The sequence below is a fragment of the Streptomyces sp. YJ-C3 genome (assembly GCF_053891275.1).
The window spans coordinates 8,591,208-8,605,119 of record NZ_CM132685.1; the positions used below are offsets into that span (position 1 = coordinate 8,591,208).

Consider the following 13,912-nt stretch of genomic DNA (forward strand, 5'->3'; position numbering starts at 1 on the left):
ACGTGGCACCATCCCGGAAGCGCACGCATGTTACTGACGGTAAATCAGGTTTGTCTCGGCTGTGGGGGCGGAGCGGATGAGCAAGCGGAGCACGACGACGATGGCGGCCGTGGCGCTGGTGTGTGCCGTGACCGTGCTGACGGCGCCGGCCGTGGCCTACGCGGCACCGTCTCCCGAGCCGTCCCCTTCGGGCTCCCCCTCGGCCACCGCGTCAAGTGCGCCCGAGAACAAGGATCTTGAGGCTGTCCGCAAGAAGATCGAGAAGCTGTACCACGACGCGGCGGTCGCCACCGACGAGTACAACGCGGCGGAGGAGAAGGCCGACAAGCAGTCCGTCGAGATCGTGAAGCTGGCCCAGCGGATCGCGGCGGGGCAGAAGAAGCTGGAGCGCCTGCAGAGCAGCGCGGGCGCGGCGGCCCGCGAGCAGTACCGCACGGGCGGGATCCCGCGCGAGGCGCAGTTCATGCTCTCCGGCGACCCGCAGCAGTTCCTCGACAACGCGGGCCGGGCGTACCAGGGCCAGCAGGCCACGAAGAACCTGCTGGCCGAGCTGAAGCAGACGCAGGAGGATCTCGCGCAGTACGCCGAGGACGCCTCCGCCAAGTGGAAGGACCTGGAGGCGGGCCGCAAGAAGAAGGCCGCCGCCAAGAAGAAGATCGAGAAGCAGATCAAGGAAGCGCAGGCGCTGGAGAGCACGCTCGAGAAGAAGGAGCGCGAGCGGCTGCGCAAGCTGGAGGAGGAGGCCGAGCAGAAGGCGCAGACGGCCTGGCTCTCCTCCGGCGTCCTGAAGGAGATCAACGGGCGGGCGACGAAGGCGGGCAAGGCGGCCGTGGAGTTCGCCACCGCCCAGCTGGGCAAGCCGTACGTATGGGGCGCCGAGGGCCCGAAGTCGTACGACTGTTCGGGGCTGACCTCGCAGGCGTGGGCGGCGGCCGGGCAGCCGATCCCGCGCACGTCGCAGGAGCAGTGGAAGCAGCTCAAGCACATCGACATCCAGGACATGCGCCCGGGCGACCTGATCATTTATCACGACGACGCCAGCCATGTCGGGATGTACATCGGCGATGGCGCGATCATCCACGCGCCCCGCCCCGGGCGGACCGTGACGGTCGCCGGAGCCGGTTCGATGGCGATACTCGGAGTCGTCCGGCCGGACGCCTGAGGCCCGCTCCCCGGCCCGGGGGCGGTGACCTGCGACACGTGACCCAGGGCACTCGTGCGACTGCGGTTCCGCCGCTCCGGCGTGATGTTCGTCATCCCTCGACGGACCGCACCCGGCCCGAACCTGCCCAATTCCGGTGCCGCTTGCGGCATATGACTCTGGCCGTTCGCCGTTCACCATTCCGTTGAAGCGCCGGGTACCGCTAAGGTCCCCGTCTGGTGGACGAGGACCTTCGTCCCACCGCGCCCTCGGGGGGAGGGAAGGAAACCAAGCGATGCCCGTACCCGTACCGCGGCAGAGAGCGATCCCGGCCGTGGAAGGTGGTCAGGCTCACGCTGCGCCGACTACAGCGACCACGCAGGCCGCGGAACTGCCCCGGCAGACGACCGACCACACCGCGCCGGCACCCGGCCCGTCCGGACTGACGCTCCTGGTCATCGAGGACGACCCGGCCGGGTCCCTCAGCATCCCGGAGATGCCCGACGCCGCGGGCAAGCCGATCCGGGTGCGCACCGCCCGCAACCTCACCGAGGCCGAGCGGCTGCTCACCCATGACGTCAACTGCATCCTGCTCGACCTCGCGCTGCCCGGCGCGAAGGGGGACGACCCCGACGCCGACGAACTGGCGACCCTGCGGCACGTGCTGCGCCTCGCGCCCCGGCACGCCGTCCTGGTGCTGACCGCGTCCGGCGACGCCGAGCGCGGCGCCGAGGCGGTGCGCGTGGGCGCCCAGGACTACCTGTTCCGCGACGAACTGGACGCGCGCCTGCTGGGCCGGGCCGTCCGCTACGCCGTCGAGCGCAAGCGCGCCGACACCGCCCAGCGCAAGCTCACCGAGTCCCGTATCCGCGCCCAGGAGAACGCCCGCCTGGAGCGCGGCCTGCTGCCGACGCCGCTGCTCGACGGCTCCTCGCTGCGCTTCGCGGCGCGCTACCGCCCGGGGCGCTCCCGGGCGCTGCTCGGCGGCGACTTCTACGACACGGTGCGCACGTCCGACGGCACGGTCCACGCGATGATCGGCGACGTCTGCGGGCACGGCCCCGACGAGGCCGCCCTCGGCGTCGAACTGCGCATCGCCTGGCGGGCGCTGACCTTCGCGGGTCTGTGCGGCGACGAACTGCTCTCGACCCTCCAGCAGGTCCTGGAGCACGAGCGGGAGAGCGACGAGATCTTCGCGACCCTGTGCACGGTGGACATAGCGCCCGACGGCCGGCGCGCGGGCCTGTGCCTGGCCGGCCACCCTTCGCCGCTGATCGCGAGCCCGGGGCGCCCGGCGACCCTGCTCCCGTACGAGAACAGCGGCCCGGCCCTCGGGCTGCTGCCGAAGGCCCGCTGGCCGCGGATGCAGGTGGAGCTGGGGGCGTCCTGGAGCCTGATGCTCTACACGGACGGTCTGATCGAGGGCCGGATCGGCGAGGGCAACCAGCGCCTCGGCCAGGAGGGCATGGTGGAGATGATCCGCCGCCGCCGGGCCGACGGCCTGCGCGGCGAGGAACTCCTCGAAGCGTCCATGAACGAGGTCCGTGACCTCAACGGCGGCGACCTGACGGACGACGTGGCGGTGCTGCTGCTGGACCGCTGACGGCTCGCGGAACGGGGTCAGCGACCGCCGTTGTACGGACCGTACGGGCCGTCGCTGCTGGAGCCCCCGCCGCGACGGCCGCCACCGGTGACCTGCTTGAGCGCGGGCCGCACGTCCACGAAGAACACGATCGACGCGACGAGCCCCGCCAGCTGCAGGAACAGCATCGGCACCAGCAGGTTCACCGCGACGGCGATCCCGAGGATGATCATCCAGAACGGCTTGGTCTGCTTGCTCGCGGCGCGGTAGGCGTCCTCGCGGGCCAGGGCGGCCAGCACGAAGGCCGCGACGGCGATCACCAGCATGGCGAGGTACAGCAGTCCGATCAGGCTGTTGAATCCTGACATCAGCACAACGCCTCACCACCCAATCCCGTCGTCCGGTCGCCCGGCACGTCCCGTATGCGGGCCACCGTACCCGCACAACGAGCCGGGCACGCGCTACGTGCCCGGCTCGTGATGCACGCCTTACTTGCCGGGCGGCGTCGACCCCGTGCTCTTCTTCGCGGGCGCCGTCTTCTTGGCGGCCGGCGCCTTCTTCGCGGCGGGCTTCTTCGCGGGCGCGGGCTTCTCGGCGACCGGGGTCTCCTTGACCTCGGGCTCCGGCTCGACGGCCACGGCGATCTCGGTGATCTCCTCGGCGGCCTCGCCGCGCCAGGCCTTCACGGCCTCCTCGCCGTGCTCGGCGACCTTCTCGTACGTCTCACGCGCCTTGACGGCGGCCTCGGCGGCGAGGCCGACACCGCGCAGCGCGAGGTCCTGAGCGGTCTCGCCGAACTTCTTCAGGTCGGTGTCGAGGGCGGCGACGAACTCGTTCACTTTCGTCGTGACGGTCGCCTGGGCCTCCTTCGCCCGGGCGGCCGCCTTGTCCTGCACGTCCTTGGGGTCGGTGTTGCGCACGGCCTCGAAGCGCGCGGGCGCCTCGGTCCGCAGCTGCTCGACCAGCCCCGGCACCTTCTTGGCCTGCTGGTACGCCAACTCGGCTGTACCGGCGGCGAAGTAGAGCGGGGTCGGGTCGGAGAAGGTCTTGCGCAGGTCGTCCTTGATGGCCATGGCGTGGTCCTCCCGGATCACATCTACTGCTTGCTCGAGGGCTCGGCATCGCCTCCGGCGCTGCCGCTGTCGCCGGTCCCGTTCTCGTTCCTGAAGGACTCGTAGATCTGCAACAGGACTTGCTTCTGGCGCTCGTTGAGGGAGGGGTCGGCGAGGATCACCGCACGTGTCTCCACCTCGTCCCGCTCCCGCTCCGCGTCGAGGATGCCGGCGCGCACGTACAGCGTCTCCGCAGAGATCCGCAGCGCCTTGGCGACCTGCTGCAGCACCTCCGCGCTCGGCTTGCGCAGCCCGCGCTCGATCTGGCTGAGGTACGGGTTGGACACCCCGGCGGCATCGGCGAGCTGACGGAGCGACAGCTGCGCGTTGCGACGCTGCTCGCGCAGGTACTCGCCGAGACTTCCGACGTTGAGCGATGCCATGCCCCGATACTGCCGCACCGGCGCTAACTATTGCAAGCGACTGCTTGCAAAAGTGTTCCATGCCACCGCCGGGCTCGCCGCTAACGCAAGCGGGCCAGCACATGGGCGTCGAGGAAGCCCCGTTCGGAGGCCGGATCGTGGAGCAGCCGGGCGAACGGGTCCAGCCCGGCCGCGGTCAGCAGTTCGGCGAGGCGGTCCACGGGCCAGCTGTAGGCAGGCGCCACCTTGTGGTCGAAGCGGACCGGCTCGGGCCCCTCGGTCCCGAAGAACGAGACCAGGAGCAGGCCTCCCGGCGCCAGGACGCGGACCTGCTCGGCGAGCAGCGCGGGCAGTCCTTCGGGCGGGGTGTGGATCATCGAGTAGTGGGCCAGCACACCGCCGAGGGCGTGGTCCTCGACCGGCAGCGCCTCCATGCGCGCCTCGTCGAACTTCAGCGCCGGATGCGCCCGCCCGGCGTGCTCGACCATGCCGGGCGAGAGGTCGAACCCGACGGCGTCGAGACCCAGTTCGTGCAGCATGGCCGTCAGATGTCCGGGCCCGCAGCCGACGTCGGCCGCCCGCGGATTCCCCGTCGCGCGCACCAGCTCGGCGAAGGTGCCGATCATGGCCCGCGCGAAAGGCTGCGTCTCCAGCCGGTCGGCGAACATCGACGCGTACAGGTCGACGACCCCGTCGTAGGCCGCCCTGGTCTCACCGTGATGCTCCGCCACGGGCCGACGCTAACACTCGCGCAGGCACGCAGTCGTTCCCGGATCAGGGCCGGCCGAGAACCCGCCGCTGCCGGCCGCCACCGCCTCGTGCGCACGGATCCTCTCCCCCTCCGCGAGGACCGTGACGTCGTGCGCCGCGGGCGCGCCGAGCCGCCGGGCCCCTACCTCCCGGCGGTCGGCGACCACGTCGCCGTCGAGGGACGCGTCGGCGCAGGCGCCCCCGCTACGCCACGTCGAGCGCCGTGCCGTACAGCCGCGTCACCCTGATCCGGATGACGACGCGGCGCTCGGCGACCATCTCCGCCAGGAACGCCTCCTCGCCGTCGGCGTCGACGAAGTTCCGTGCCACGGAGAGGAGTTCGCGTCCGACCGCGTCCCCGGGGCGCTCGCTCGGCCCGGTGACCTCGGCGTCCCCCTCGGCGACGGCGAAGGCGAAGTCGTCCCGACGGACGTGCAGCGCGGCATGCGGATCGGCGCGGAAGTGGCGGGGTTTGAGGCGCCCCTCGGTCGTGGAGACGCGCAGCAGGTTCTCGTCCGGGCTCCAGTCGTACAGGACCGTGGACAGGTGCGGGTGGCCCGTGCCGCGGACGCTGGCGAGGGTGCCGAAGCGCCCTTCCTGGAGGATCTGCCGGAGCTCGGGCTCGGTGAGGGGACGAGGGGCGGGGCCGGACATGGAGGTTCTCCTTCTGTTCGTACGCGGGGAAGGGCGAAGGGGCGGGGCCGGCCGGTCAGGCCGCTGCCGCCGGGGCGGCGGCCGTCGAGGCGGGTCCGGGTGTCCCCGGCACGGGGCGCCGAAGCATCAGCAGCGCGACCACGAACGCCGCCGCGATCAGCCCGGCCCCGACGGCGAACGCGAGGCGGTAGCCGCCGGTGAGTGCCGCCGCCCGTGCAGCGCCGTCCGCGATCAGGGAGTCGGTGCGGGTCGCGGCGAGCGTGGACAGGGCGGCGACGCCGAGGGCCATGCCGATCTGCTGGGTGGTGTTGAACAGGCCGGAGGCGAGCCCGGCGTCCTCCTCGTCCGCGGCGGACATGCCGAGCCCGGCGAGCATCGGCAGGACGAGCCCGCCGCCGGAGACCAGCAGCATCACGGGCAGCAGATCGGGGACGTACGCCCCCTGCACGGGCACCCGGGCGAGATACCCGAGGGCGCCCGCGAGCAGCACGAGCCCGGCGAGGAGCACCCGCCGCTCCCCGAACCGGGCCGCGAGCCGCGCCGAGACGCCGAGCGAGACCGCCCCGATCATGACGGCGGCGGGCAGCATGGCGAGGCCGGTCCCCAGTGCCCCGTACCCGAGCACCTGCTGCATGTAGAGCGCGGCGAGCACCTGAAAGGCGAACATCGCGGCGAGCGTGAGGACCTGCGTGACGTTGGCGGCGACGACGGTGCGCGAGCGCAGGACGCGCAGCGGCATGAGCGGGGTACGCGCCCGGGCCTGCCGCACGACGAACGCGGCGACCAGGACGAACGAGCCGCCGATCAGCCCGACGGTCCGGCCCGAGCCCACCCCGTACTCCTCGATCTGGACGACGCCGTAGATCCCGAGCATCAGCCCGCCGGTGATCAGCAGCGCGCCCCACGCGTCGGCCCCGGCGCGCAGTCCGAGTCCTCGGTCGGCGGGGAGCGCGGGCACGGCGAGGGCGAGGACGGCGGCGCCGACGGGCAGGTTGATGAAGAAGATCCAGTGCCAGTCGAGGACATCGGTCAGGACGCCGCCGAGCACCTGCCCGATCGAGGCCCCGGCGGCCCCGGTGAAGCTGAACACCCCTATGGCACGGGCCCGTTCGTGCGGGTCGGTGAAGAGGGTGACGAGGATGCCGAGGCCGACCGCGGCGGCCATCGCGCTGCCGACGCCCTGCAGGAAACGGGCGGCGAGGAGCACGCCGGAGCTGGTGGCGAGCCCCGCGAGGAGGGAGGCGGCGGTGAACACGGCGGTGCCCGCAAGGAACATCCGCTTGCGGCCGAGGAGGTCGCCGAGCCGCCCGGCGAGCAGCAGCAGGCTGCCGAAGGCGATGAGGTAGGCGTTCACCACCCAACTCAGCTGTGTGGGGCTGAAGTCGAGATCGTCCTGGATGGCCGGCAGGGCGACGGTGACGATCGATCCGTCGAGGATGATCATCAGGGCCCCGGTGGCGATGACACCGAGGGCGAGCCAGCGCGAGCGGCTCCGGGGAGCGACGGGTACGGCAGAGGCGTCGGATACGGCGGACACGGCAGCGGTCCTCCCGAGTCGGGCCACCACCCCCACCGGGCGGCGACGACAGCACGACCGTAACAGATAGTTCCGTTGCAGACTATCTATCTCGGGATCAGCTGTGGACTACCCTGGACGCCATGACCGCCATGACGCCCGCGCCGACCCGGACCAGGCCGGACCTCTCCTACCTCCTGGACCACACCAGCCATGTGCTGCGCACCCGGATGGCCGCGGCGCTCGCCGAGATCGGTCTGACGGCGCGGATGCACTGCGTGCTCGTGCACGCGCTGGAGGAGGAGCGCACCCAGAACCAGCTGGCCGAGATCGGCGACATGGACAAGACGACGATGGTGGTGACCGTCGACGCCCTGGAGAAAGCGGGCCTCGCCGAGCGCCGCCCGTCCAGCACGGACCGGCGGGCGCGGATCATCGCGGTGACGCAGGAGGGCGCGCGGACGGCGGCGCGCAGCCAGGAGATCGTGGACCGCGTCCACGAGGAGGCGCTGGCGGCGTTCCCGCCGGGCGACCGGGAGACGTTCCTGCGCCTGATGCATCACCTGGCGGACGGCCACCTGAGCACGCCGGCTCCGAGTCCGGCCCCGGCGCGGCGGCCCCGGCAGCGGAGCTAGCGCACCGACGGCTCCGGCCAGGGCGACGGGGTCCCGCCGCTCAACCGCCGCGGGTGCTCGATGCGCCCGGCCCGAACGGCAGCGGCCGGCTGTGCACCACGTCCAGCCGGGACACGGCCCGGGTCAGGACGACGTACAGCCGCTCCATGCCGCGCGCCTCGGCCTCCGTGATGGCGGCCGGCTCGACGGCGACCACGTGGTCGTACTCCAGCCCCTTCGCGACGGTCGCGGCGAGCACGGCGACCCGGGCCCCGAGCTCCTCCGGACCGGCCGCCTCGACACCCTCGGCAGCCAGCGCCTCGCGCAGCCGCGGCACGTCCGGCTCGGCGGCGATCACCCCCACCGACCCCTCGTGCGCGAGGGCCCGCCGCACGGCCGCGACCGCACCCCGCACCGCGTCGTCGACCCGCTCCACCCTCAACTCCCCGTCCCCGCGCAGGGAACGAGCGGCGGGGACGTCCACGTCGATCCGCTCCAGCACCTGGTTGGCCAGCGCGACGACGGCGGCCGGCACCCGGAACCCGGTCGTCAGCGGCACCACCGGCGTCTCCGGCTTCCCCAGGTGCCCGAGCAGTTCACCCCAACTGCGGGCCGCCCACGGCGTGGTGCCCTGCGCCAGGTCACCGAGCACGGTCAGCGAACCGAAGGCCGCCCGCCGCGCGACGGCCCGCGCCTGCATCGGCGACAGGTCCTGCGCCTCGTCGACGACGATGTGCCCGTACCCCTCGGGGTGGTCGAGCAGCCCGGCGATCTCGTCGAGCAGCACGAGGTCGGCGGCGGACCACTTCGCGGACTTGTACGAGCGCGGGGGCCGGGCCCAGAGCACGGCCCGCCGCTCGTCGGCATCCAGCACCCCGTCGGCGGCCCGCGCCAACTCCGCGCTGTCGGACAGCAGTCGGCACAGCACTTCCTCCGGCCGCACCCGGGGCCAGACGCCGTCCACGTACGCGCTCATCGCCCGTGACCGCCCGATCCTCTGCAGCCAGAGCCTGGTCGCCGTCACGCCCCGCCGCTCGGCCCGCTCCTGGACGTACCGCACGGCCCGGCTGCGCACGCGCTCGCGCCCGACGGCGTAGGGCGGGTCCTCGTCGCGTACGGTCTCCACGATCCGGCGCAGCTCGCCGAGCGGCACCCGCCACCGGTACGAGCCGTCCGGCACGGCGAGGGCGTCGGTGACCCCGTCCGCCGAGACCCGCGCGTACAGCGCGCGCCGCACCACCCGGGCCATCCGGACGTCGTGCTTGACGACGGCCGCGGCCTCCTCGTCGTGGCCCCGCACCTCGCCGTGCGCGACGAGTTCCTCGACGGTCGACCGGCGCACCCCGGTCTCGCCGAGCGCGGGCAGCACGGCGGAGATGTAGGAGAGGAAGGTCCGGTTGGGTCCGAGGACCAGCAGGCCGCCCCGCTGGATGCGCTGCGGGAACGTATAGAGCAGGTACGCGGCCCGGTGCAGGCCCACCGCGGTCTTCCCGGTGCCGGGCGCGCCCTGCACGCACAGGGAGGTGGCGAGCCCCGCGCGCACCAGGTCGTCCTGCTCGGGCTGGATGGTGGCGGCGATGTCGCGCATCGGCCCGACCCGGGGCCGCTCGATCTCCCCGGCGAGGATCCGGCTGCCGGCGCCGTCCTCCCCGGCGGCCAGCCGCTCGTCCTCCAGGCTGGTCAGATCCGCGGACTCGCCGAGGCTCCCCGGCGCCCATCCGAACCGCCGCCGTACGTCCACACCCTGTGGATCCTTGGCGCCGGCCTGGTAGAACGCCCGCGAGACCGGTGCCCGCCAGTCGACCACGAGGGGCGGTGCGGCCGGGTGCTCCGTGATGCGCAGCCGCCCCACGTGATAGCTCTGCCCGGCGTGCTCGCCGAAGGCCCCGAAGTCGAGCCGGCCGAAGAAGAGGGGCGCCTGCGGCAGTTCCCGGAGCCCCTTGGCGTGACTGCGCAGCTGGTACCCGAGGACCTCGGCGTCGGCACCGGAGGCGGAGGCGTTCTCACCGATCACGACCTGCTCGTCGGCGCCCTCGACCATGGCGGCGAGGGCGGCGCGGCAGGTGTCGTGGAAGCGGCGTTCGGCGTCGAGGGCAGGGGCGGGCGCGGGCTCGGCGGAGGTCATCCACCCAAGATAACGCAACCGAGTAACATTTCTTACTGAGTAAAAATCTCAGTGTCCCCGCCCGCGCTACGCGTACCGCGCCCCGATCCCCTCCTCCAGCTGCCGGAACCCCAGCCCGGCGGCGCGCACCGCGTCCGCCTCGACCTCGTCGGCGGACTCACCGGCCGCGATCCGCCGCCCGTTCTCCTGCGCCAGGATCCGCTGCACCGCCACGATCTGCCCGGCCGCGAGCCGCGCCTCGCCCGCCGGCCCGCCCAGCGCGTCGGCCAGCGCCCGCTCCGACCGCTCCTGGTACCCGTACAGCCGTGCCACCAGCGAGGGCGTGCCGTACAGCAGCCGCTGGTACGCGAGCACCGCCGGGTGGTCGCACAGCCCGGTCACCGGGTCCCGCCGCTCCAGCCCCGCCAGGAAGTGCCGCCGCAGCGCCCCGAGCGCCGGCTCCCCGTCCGCCCGCCCCGCCACGACCCGGGCCGCCTCGTCCTCGTGGTCGGCGAACCGGTCCAGGACGAGGTCCTCCTTGGCCGGGAAGTACCGGAACAGGGTCGGCTTGGACACCTCCGCCGCGGCGGCGACCTCCGCGACGGACACCTTGTCGTACCCCTTCTCCAGAAAGAGCCGGATGGCGGTCTCGGAGAGGGTCTGCCGGGTGCGCTGCTTCTTGCGTTCGCGGAGGCCGGGGGTGGAGGCGGGGGTGGTCATGGTTGTGCAGGGTAGCCGCGGTACCAGTCCGTGAGCGCGGCGCGGACGGCCCGCACGGACGGCACGCCCTCAAGGGCCAGCGGTACGGCGCCGCGCGCCAGCACCCCGTGCAGCCCGGCCGCCGTACGCCACAGCCCGGCCGCGTCGGGCACACCGTCCGCCCGCAGCGCGAATCCGCACCGGATCACGTCGGTGAACACCGACTGCGCGCGCTTGAAGCCGAGCAGCAGCGGCAGGTCGCGGCGCCAGCCGGCCGAGGTGCCCGGCCTGACCGCCTCCACGGCCTCGCACCACAGCCGGGTCACCTCGCGCTCCTGCGGCACCGGGTACCGCATCAGGTGCAGATGGGTGGCCAGGTCGTACAACGGATCGCCGAACATGGCCAACTCCCAGTCGATGACCCAGAGTTCGCCCCCTGAGTCGACGATCAGGTTCTCCCGGTGCAGGTCCCCGTGCACCAGGCAGAACGGCCGCTCGCACAGCCCCGCCACGAAGCGCCGCAGCCGGCGGAAGGCGTCCTCGTCGACACCGAGGGCACGGAACAGCCCGCCGAACTCGTCGGTGTGGGCCGCGTAGACGCTCTCCTCCACGAAAGTGATGAGGCCGTCCAGACAGGCCGCCGTGTCCTCCTCGGCCCCCCGGCCGACCGGAGTGTGGCCGCGCTCGATGCGCACGGCGCGGTCGTGGATCGCGACCAGTTCCCGGAACACGTCGACGATCTGCTCCACCAGGCGCCCGGGCACGGGCTCCCCCGCCGGACGCAGCCGGGCCAGGGTCTCCCCCTCGATGAAGCGCTGCAGTCCCGCGCCGCCGACCTCGATGAACTCCGGGACCCGGGGCACGCGCGGGCTCACCGCACGCACGACGTCCGCCTCCGAGGCGAAGCACCGGCGGTCGAACCGGACGAGACCCCCGCGGGCCGCCCGGCTCTTCCAGCGGACCGGCCGGGCCCCCTGGCCCGTGCCCAGCGGAAAGACATAGGTCTCGTGGTGCGAGCCCGTCAGCGGACCCTCGACCGCCGAGGCGTCACCGCAGAGTTCCACCGCCGACCGCCAGGCCGCACTCGTGCTGCCGTTCGAGAAGACCCGCATGAGAGCTCAGCATCAACGGCGCACCGGGCCGCCGCAACGGTGAACCCCTCTCACGGCTCATCCGTTGCGCGAGTGGGCCGGTTTTCGTGCCAGCGGCGCAGCGCCTCGACGGCCGCCGCCGGGTCCGGGCCCTCGCCCTCCAGGCTCAGCGGCTTCCAGGCCCGCTCCATCGCGCGGCACACCCGGCGCCCGGCCGCGGCGAAGTCGGACTCCGTCGGCGTCTCCCCCAGCGCGAGGGCCGCCCGCATCACGTCCGGGAACACCGACTGCACGTACTCGAAGTCCAGATAGTGGGAGAGGTCGGTCTCCATGCCGCGCGTCATCTTCTCGAGCCCGGCGTCGCGCATGGCCCCGGCCCAGAAATCGATCATGGCGCGGCGCTCGGCGTCGTCGTAGTCCATCCGCACCAGATGGGTCGCCAGGTCGTGCAACGGATCGCCGTACGAGGCGAGTTCCCAGTCGATGACGCACAGCCGCTCCAGCCCGTCGGGGGCCGGCGCGACGAGCACGTTGCCCCGGTGGATGTCGGTGTGCAGCAAGGCGAAAGGGCGGTCCGTCAGACCGTCCGTCAGACGTTCCATGAACGACTCGATCGCGTCGTCCGGCACCCCGACGGCGCGGAAGAGATCCCCGAAGCGCTCCTCGTTGACCCGGTGCACCTTGTCGTCGGCGAACTTGGCCAGCCAGCCCAGGAACTGGCGGCTGCTGCCCCGCTCGGGCCAGAAGCTCTCGGGCAGCTCCGGCAGCGCCTCGACCGGTACGGACGCCAGCCGCGCGAAGAAGCCCGCGAGAGCCTTCAGCCGCTCCTCGCCCACGGGGCCGTCGGGCCGGACGGCCGAGAGCGGCTCTCCCACCACGTACGAGTGCAGGGACCATTCTCCGAAGTCGGCCAGGCACCGCGGGACCTGGGGAACCCAGCCGGTCACCGCGCGCAGCACGTCCGATTCGCGGCGCCACAGCCGCGGCACCACTTCCACGGTCTTCACCGGGGTGCGGAACTTGCCCCGCACCCCGAACGCCCAGAGCCCCACGCCGAGCAGTACGGCCAGCGGAAATCCCAACGGCACGATCACATTGATGTTGTGATGGCCCGTCACCACCTCGCCGCCCTCGGCGCGACGCCGTGCCTCTGCGAGCCTGCGGATCAGCGCCTGGAGCGCTCTGCGGTGCAGGGGTGACGACATGAGCGCACAGAGTAGCGTCTGAGGCGCTCGATCTCACAGCGTGTCACTATCTGGACGGCATCGTTTCTTGCCGCCTGACGCCTTCGCTTCCTGCCTGACGCGATGCCGCATCCCGCCCGTTCCGGCACCGGTTCAGTCCAGCGGCCGGGCCACGTACTCCCAGACCCGGTCGAACATCAGCTGTTCGGCGTCCACCAGAGCCTGCCCCTGGCCGCCCCTGGCCGACTCGAAGGCGAACATCTCGGTCTCCGCGCCCTCCACGTCGCGCAGCCACAGCGTCTCCCTGAAGTCGCCCACTTCGACGTCCCGCAGGTACCGGCCGGGGACGTAGTGCCCCATCAGGAGTTCCTGCCGGTTCAGCAGGTACACCTTGCGCGTCGGCGTTCCGCGCAGCGTCCGGAACTCCACGCTCACGTCGACACCGGCGTCCTTGCGCAGCTTCTTGAGCACCCCTTGGAGGATGGTGCGGTGGGAACGGCCCTGCAGTCGGTTGCGCTGGTCGATGACCGCGTCGAGTTCGGCGTCGTGGCCCCAGCCCTTCTCCGGGGCCGGGTAGTCGAGGCGCTCGTCGGCGCGGGGCAGCATCACGCGCACCCGCACCGACCGCGGCACGACGGCCTGCTCGTAGATCTCGCGCAGCGGCTGCCCCAGACAGAGCACCAGCGTCTCCGCGGTCAGGCTCACCACGTCCAGGCGGACGTCCTTCGCGCCGAAGGCCCGCACGAGACGGGGCCCCAGAATGCTGCGCGCCGACTGCGCGGTGTGGGTCGAGGGGATGGTGCCCGCCGCCACCAGCGGCGGACTTCCCTTGGTCACGTTCGACAGCAGGCCGTCCGCCTGCAGCCGCTGCAGCGCCTGACGCACCACGCCGCGCTCCACGCCGAACTCCTCGGCGAGCGCGGCCTGCGTGGGCAGCCGGTCCCCCGCCTTGAGCTCACCGGAGCGGATCCGGCGGCGCAGGATGTCGGCGATCTCTTCGGAGGTGGTTCTGGGAGCGGGTCCGGTCTTGTCGTTCATCACGACCTCCTCCCCTTGCGCCGTGCCAAGTTCCCTCAACTCTACGTCGGTTGGCAGCCAACTCC

14 protein-coding genes are annotated in these 13,912 nt (G+C 72.5%); 3 read left to right on the forward strand and 11 right to left on the reverse strand.

Annotated elements, in window-relative coordinates:
• Nucleotides 1–76: 76 nt before the first annotated feature.
• Both ACVHNB_RS38940 and ACVHNB_RS38945 read left to right on the forward strand, forming a co-directional pair.
• Nucleotides 77–1,162 carry a C40 family peptidase gene (locus tag ACVHNB_RS38940; RefSeq protein WP_428953867.1) on the forward strand — a complete coding sequence of 362 codons (1,086 nt, stop codon included), beginning with the start codon at nt 77–79 and terminating at the stop codon, nt 1,160–1,162.
• A 274-nt stretch (nt 1,163–1,436) separates the two neighbouring features.
• The gene (locus tag ACVHNB_RS38945) at nt 1,437–2,744 is read left to right on the forward strand and encodes a PP2C family protein-serine/threonine phosphatase (protein WP_428953866.1); all 1,308 of its coding nucleotides are present in this window, start codon (nt 1,437–1,439) and stop codon (nt 2,742–2,744) included.
• A 17-nt stretch (nt 2,745–2,761) separates the two neighbouring features.
• Here ACVHNB_RS38945 and ACVHNB_RS38950 read toward each other — a convergent pair whose 3' ends face one another.
• From ACVHNB_RS38950 to ACVHNB_RS38975, 6 genes are all read right to left on the reverse strand, one after another.
• A complete protein-coding gene (locus ACVHNB_RS38950; protein ID WP_456226984.1) occupies nt 2,762–3,097 on the reverse strand; it encodes a DUF2516 family protein in 336 nt (111 codons plus the stop codon).
• A gap of 114 nt (nt 3,098–3,211) precedes the next feature.
• Nucleotides 3,212–3,796, reverse strand: a complete 585-nt coding sequence (locus ACVHNB_RS38955; RefSeq protein ID WP_428953864.1) for a hypothetical protein — start codon at nt 3,794–3,796, stop codon at nt 3,212–3,214.
• 23 nt (nt 3,797–3,819) lie between these two features.
• Nucleotides 3,820–4,218 carry a helix-turn-helix domain-containing protein gene (locus tag ACVHNB_RS38960; RefSeq protein ID WP_428953863.1) on the reverse strand — a complete coding sequence of 133 codons (399 nt, stop codon included), beginning with the start codon at nt 4,216–4,218 and terminating at the stop codon, nt 3,820–3,822.
• An 80-nt stretch (nt 4,219–4,298) separates the two neighbouring features.
• On the reverse strand, nt 4,299–4,928 hold the full coding sequence (locus ACVHNB_RS38965; RefSeq protein ID WP_428953862.1) for a class I SAM-dependent methyltransferase: 630 nt from the start codon (nt 4,926–4,928) through the stop codon (nt 4,299–4,301).
• Between the two features lie 223 nt (nt 4,929–5,151).
• On the reverse strand, nt 5,152–5,601 hold the full coding sequence (locus tag ACVHNB_RS38970) for a TIGR03618 family F420-dependent PPOX class oxidoreductase (RefSeq protein WP_428953861.1): 450 nt from the start codon (nt 5,599–5,601) through the stop codon (nt 5,152–5,154).
• 55 nt (nt 5,602–5,656) lie between these two features.
• Nucleotides 5,657–7,138: an MFS transporter gene (locus tag ACVHNB_RS38975; RefSeq protein ID WP_456226985.1), complete on the reverse strand. Its 1,482-nt coding sequence runs from the start codon at nt 7,136–7,138 to the stop codon at nt 5,657–5,659.
• Between the two features lie 122 nt (nt 7,139–7,260).
• On the opposite strand from ACVHNB_RS38975, the gene ACVHNB_RS38980 reads away from it, so the two are divergent.
• The gene (locus ACVHNB_RS38980; RefSeq protein ID WP_456226986.1) at nt 7,261–7,752 is read left to right on the forward strand and encodes a MarR family winged helix-turn-helix transcriptional regulator; all 492 of its coding nucleotides are present in this window, start codon (nt 7,261–7,263) and stop codon (nt 7,750–7,752) included.
• A 40-nt stretch (nt 7,753–7,792) separates the two neighbouring features.
• On the opposite strand, the gene ACVHNB_RS38985 is transcribed toward ACVHNB_RS38980, so the two are convergent.
• The 5 genes from ACVHNB_RS38985 to ACVHNB_RS39005 form a co-directional block, all read right to left on the reverse strand.
• Complete coding sequence (locus ACVHNB_RS38985; RefSeq protein WP_456226987.1) at nt 7,793–9,856, reverse strand: HelD family protein; 2,064 nt, start codon at nt 9,854–9,856, stop codon at nt 7,793–7,795.
• Nucleotides 9,857–9,922: 66 nt separating this feature from the next.
• Nucleotides 9,923–10,555 carry a TetR/AcrR family transcriptional regulator gene (locus ACVHNB_RS38990; RefSeq protein WP_428953857.1) on the reverse strand — a complete coding sequence of 211 codons (633 nt, stop codon included), beginning with the start codon at nt 10,553–10,555 and terminating at the stop codon, nt 9,923–9,925.
• Nucleotides 10,552–11,646, reverse strand: a complete 1,095-nt coding sequence (locus tag ACVHNB_RS38995; RefSeq protein ID WP_428953856.1) for a phosphotransferase — start codon at nt 11,644–11,646, stop codon at nt 10,552–10,554. The genes ACVHNB_RS38990 and ACVHNB_RS38995 overlap by 4 nt, the downstream gene beginning before the upstream one ends.
• 50 nt (nt 11,647–11,696) lie before the next feature.
• The gene (locus ACVHNB_RS39000) at nt 11,697–12,830 is read right to left on the reverse strand and encodes a phosphotransferase (protein WP_428953855.1); all 1,134 of its coding nucleotides are present in this window, start codon (nt 12,828–12,830) and stop codon (nt 11,697–11,699) included.
• Between the two features lie 132 nt (nt 12,831–12,962).
• Nucleotides 12,963–13,847 carry a winged helix-turn-helix domain-containing protein gene (locus tag ACVHNB_RS39005; protein ID WP_428953854.1) on the reverse strand — a complete coding sequence of 295 codons (885 nt, stop codon included), beginning with the start codon at nt 13,845–13,847 and terminating at the stop codon, nt 12,963–12,965.
• Nucleotides 13,848–13,912: the final 65 nt, after the last annotated feature.

Coding starts and splice junctions, on each gene's coding strand:
- ACVHNB_RS38940 (WP_428953867.1), top strand. CDS start 77: ATGAGCAAGCGGAGCACGACGACGATGGCGGCCGTGGCGCTGGTGTGT.
- ACVHNB_RS38945 (WP_428953866.1), top strand. CDS start 1,437: ATGCCCGTACCCGTACCGCGGCAGAGAGCGATCCCGGCCGTGGAAGGT.
- ACVHNB_RS38955 (WP_428953864.1), bottom strand. CDS start 3,796: ATGGCCATCAAGGACGACCTGCGCAAGACCTTCTCCGACCCGACCCCG.
- ACVHNB_RS38960 (WP_428953863.1), bottom strand. CDS start 4,218: ATGGCATCGCTCAACGTCGGAAGTCTCGGCGAGTACCTGCGCGAGCAG.
- ACVHNB_RS38970 (WP_428953861.1), bottom strand. CDS start 5,601: ATGTCCGGCCCCGCCCCTCGTCCCCTCACCGAGCCCGAGCTCCGGCAG.
- ACVHNB_RS38980 (WP_456226986.1), top strand. CDS start 7,261: ATGACCGCCATGACGCCCGCGCCGACCCGGACCAGGCCGGACCTCTCC.
- ACVHNB_RS38985 (WP_456226987.1), bottom strand. CDS start 9,856: ATGACCTCCGCCGAGCCCGCGCCCGCCCCTGCCCTCGACGCCGAACGC.
- ACVHNB_RS38990 (WP_428953857.1), bottom strand. CDS start 10,555: ATGACCACCCCCGCCTCCACCCCCGGCCTCCGCGAACGCAAGAAGCAG.
- ACVHNB_RS38995 (WP_428953856.1), bottom strand. CDS start 11,646: ATGCGGGTCTTCTCGAACGGCAGCACGAGTGCGGCCTGGCGGTCGGCG.
- ACVHNB_RS39000 (WP_428953855.1), bottom strand. CDS start 12,830: ATGTCGTCACCCCTGCACCGCAGAGCGCTCCAGGCGCTGATCCGCAGG.
- ACVHNB_RS39005 (WP_428953854.1), bottom strand. CDS start 13,847: ATGAACGACAAGACCGGACCCGCTCCCAGAACCACCTCCGAAGAGATC.